The organism is Pseudomonas sp. (assembly GCF_026224925.1).
GTDB lineage: Bacteria > Pseudomonadota > Gammaproteobacteria > Pseudomonadales > Pseudomonadaceae > Aquipseudomonas.
On record NZ_JAMFRV010000539.1, the window covers coordinates 1 to 2,892 of the forward strand.

4 protein-coding genes are annotated in these 2,892 nt (G+C 56.2%); 2 read left to right on the forward strand and 2 right to left on the reverse strand.

Going from position 1 to position 2,892, the window contains the following annotated elements:
- Positions 1-240 precede the first annotated feature (240 nt).
- Positions 241-999: a DUF2059 domain-containing protein gene (locus M0974_RS22735; RefSeq protein ID WP_297842114.1), complete on the reverse strand. Its 759-nt coding sequence runs from the start codon at positions 997-999 to the stop codon at positions 241-243.
- Between the two features lie 119 nt (positions 1,000-1,118).
- On the opposite strand from M0974_RS22735, the gene M0974_RS22740 reads away from it, so the two are divergent.
- Entirely contained in the window at positions 1,119-1,751 is a 633-nt protein-coding gene (locus M0974_RS22740) for a 2OG-Fe(II) oxygenase (RefSeq protein ID WP_297842117.1), read from the forward strand.
- A gap of 64 nt (positions 1,752-1,815) precedes the next feature.
- Entirely contained in the window at positions 1,816-2,253 is a 438-nt protein-coding gene (locus M0974_RS22745) for a DUF4399 domain-containing protein (protein ID WP_297842120.1), read from the forward strand.
- 120 nt (positions 2,254-2,373) lie between these two features.
- Here the strand turns inward: M0974_RS22745 and M0974_RS22750 are convergent.
- Positions 2,374-2,892: NAD(P)-dependent oxidoreductase (locus M0974_RS22750; RefSeq protein WP_297842123.1), on the reverse strand; the 519-nt coding region annotated here is incomplete at its 5' end.

A 2,892-nucleotide genomic window follows, 5' to 3' on the forward strand; every position in this document is an offset into this window, starting at 1 on the left:
AGTTCGACAAGCCGAAAATCTTCATGCTGGACGAAGCGCGGCACCACCTGGCCAATGAACTGCCAATGTTACGCGAGCAATATTTTGCGTTTTTGAATGAGCGATTCGATCTGCTTCATTCTGATATACCGCGTGGCTTCCTTCCCGAATGAATTCGGTCCCACAGGGTATCGCCCAGTACCAATGGGAGCACCTGTGGGACCGAATTCATTCGGGAAGGGGTTTGATGCGGTATCTAAGCTACCTGACAGGCGCCAGGCTCGATGTGCTTTGCCCAACGGCCAATCCTGCGCGAACGGCGGCCAAGGCGGCCTGGTAATACGTTTTGCCTTCCGGTGATTCAGCGAAGGTAACGAACTCTTCCAATTCAGGGTCGGACAGGTCGCGATACACGTAGAGCAGCGTGTTGTTCATGTCATTGCCTATCTGCTGCATCAGGCGCTCACGCTGGCCTTTGAGCATGTCCTGCGCCTGACCACCGCCCAGCAGGCCTGGAATCATCTGGCTGAGGCTGTCGGCCGCCACGCCGGCAATGGCGAGGCTGACTTCAGCCCCGGCTTCGCGAGCGGGCAAGGCCATCGCCAAATGGCCAATCAGCAACTGGCGCGTCGCGCTGGCGTCTATAACTGGGAGGCCCTGAGCGTTTTTTGCCAGTTGGTCGGGACGCGTCGCGGTCAGTTCAGCGGTGACAATCTTGCGGCCTAATGGCGACTGAAAAAACGCCAGCGCTGGCATCGGGTCTTGCAAGGCCTGGCGCAAACCCTGTTCGGCACGCTGGTCCATGGCTTGCGGCGCAAAACGCTGATTGCTGTTGTTGACCAAGGCCTGATACACCGCTGGCGGTAAACTATTGCGGTAGCGCTGCTGAGCTGCATCCAGGGCTGTAATAAAATGCGCGCGTTGTTCTGGCCAGCCGGCGACCTTGTACAGCTGGTCGTGGCCGTCTGCCCATGCGGGCAATGTGCAGAACATCAACAACAAAAAAAACAAACGACGCATAAAGACTCCTGTCGGCAGGGCGCTATTCTCAATGCGCTTGCGTGGATTTGTCGAGTTATCACTGTATTAACGCCCCGTTCGCTTGCGGGCTCTGTCGAATTTCAAGGCGTATGGATACTATGCGATCCATGCGAATTCCCCCTGATCACCCGCTGTTGCTACGAATCGTCGACGACTTGGCCGCCAACGGTTGGTCGCAGCAGAACATTTTTTTACCAGAAGCTCTGACCCTTGAGTTGGCCGCAGAGTGCCGCAAGCGTTCGGAACAAGGCGAACTTGCGCCTGCCGCCGTGGGTCGCGGCTTGGCTCAGGAAGTTCGAGAAGGAATTCGTGGCGATCGCATTCAGTGGCTGGAAGCCGGTGAAGTGGATGCCTGTGACCGTTATCTGGAACTGATGGACAGCCTGCGCCAAGCGCTCAACTGCGGGTTGTTTCTGGGCCTGGAAGATTTCGAAAGCCACTTCGCGTTGTATCCGCCGGGGGCGTTTTACCTCAAGCACGTTGACCGCTTTCGTGATGACGATCGTCGAATGGTCTCGACCGTGTTGTACCTGAACCCGTCATGGTTGCCCGAACATGGTGGCCAATTGCGCATGAGCCTCAGAGGCGATGTGGAACATGACGTGCAGCCCATTGGCGGTTGTCTGGTGGTATTTCTGTCCGGCGAAATACCCCATGAGGTGCTACCGTCATCTAGGGAGCGGCTTTCCCTGACTGGCTGGTTTCGGCGCCGTGGCGATGATCCGTTCTGAGTTTTAAATGAACCGACGTCGTTGCTTCAGGTCCGATATTTATCGTTAAACCCCCGGAGAAACCATGAAGACTTTCTTTTCACAAGTAGCTATTGCTGGCCTGTTGCTGAGCGCTTCTGTTTTGGCTTCTGCGGCTGATGTGCCGCGAACCGCTTCGCCTGCCGGTGCCGAGGAATACATTATCTCGCCGAAAGATGGCGCCACCGTGGGCAAGACTTTCAAGATTCAGTTTGGCCTGAAAGGCATGGGCGTCGCGCCAGCTGGCGTTGATGTGCCTAACACCGGTCACCACCATCTGCTGATCGATGTGAAAGACCCGCTGCCGTTGGATGCACCGATTCCAGAGACGGACACCATCAAACACTTCGGTAAAGGCCAGACTGAAACCGAAGTCACCTTGGCGCCCGGCAAACACACCCTTCAGTTGATCATGGGCGACAAGAGCCACATCCCGCTGGATCCATTGGTTGAGTCGAAAAAGATTACCGTTACTGTTAAATAACCGAAAACCTGTGGGACCGAATTCATCCACAGGGATTGCAAATAAGCCTGCACAGTAATATTCGGCGGCACGCATAAAAAAGGAGACCCGAAGGTCTCCTTTTTTTCACGCTGAGAAAACCTAGAACAACACGCGGCTACGAATCGTGCCGTTGATGGTCTGCAGCTTCTCTTGCGCCAGGTCGGAGTAATCGGCGTCGACGTCGATTACCACGTAGCCAACCTTCTCGTTGGTCTGCAAGAACTGACCGGAGATGTTGATACCGTTTTCAGCGAAGACCTTGTTGATCTCGCTCATCACACCCGGAATGTTCTGGTGGATGTGCAGCAAACGGTGCTTGCCAGGGTGAGCAGGCAACGCCACTTCCGGGAAGTTGACCGAAGACACCGACGTACCGTTGTCGCTGTACTTGACCAGTTTTTCCGCCACTTCCAGACCAATGTTGGCCTGAGCTTCAGCAGTCGAGCCGCCGATGTGCGGGGTCAGGATCACGTTGTCGAGGCCACGCAGCGGGCTTTCGAACTCGTCGTCGTTGGAGCGCGGCTCGACCGGGAATACGTCGATGGCGGCACCGATCAGGTGCTTGTCCTTGATCGCGTCAGCCAGGGCGTTGAGCTCGACCACGGTGCCGCGTGCGGC

Excerpts from the sequence above, each read along its gene's own strand:
- M0974_RS22745 (WP_297842120.1), top strand. The coding sequence starts at position 1,816 with ATGAAGACTTTCTTTTCACAAGTAGCTATTGCTGGCCTGTTGCTGAGC.
- M0974_RS22735 (WP_297842114.1), bottom strand. The coding sequence starts at position 999 with ATGCGTCGTTTGTTTTTTTTGTTGTTGATGTTCTGCACATTGCCCGCA.
- M0974_RS22740 (WP_297842117.1), top strand. The coding sequence starts at position 1,119 with ATGCGATCCATGCGAATTCCCCCTGATCACCCGCTGTTGCTACGAATC.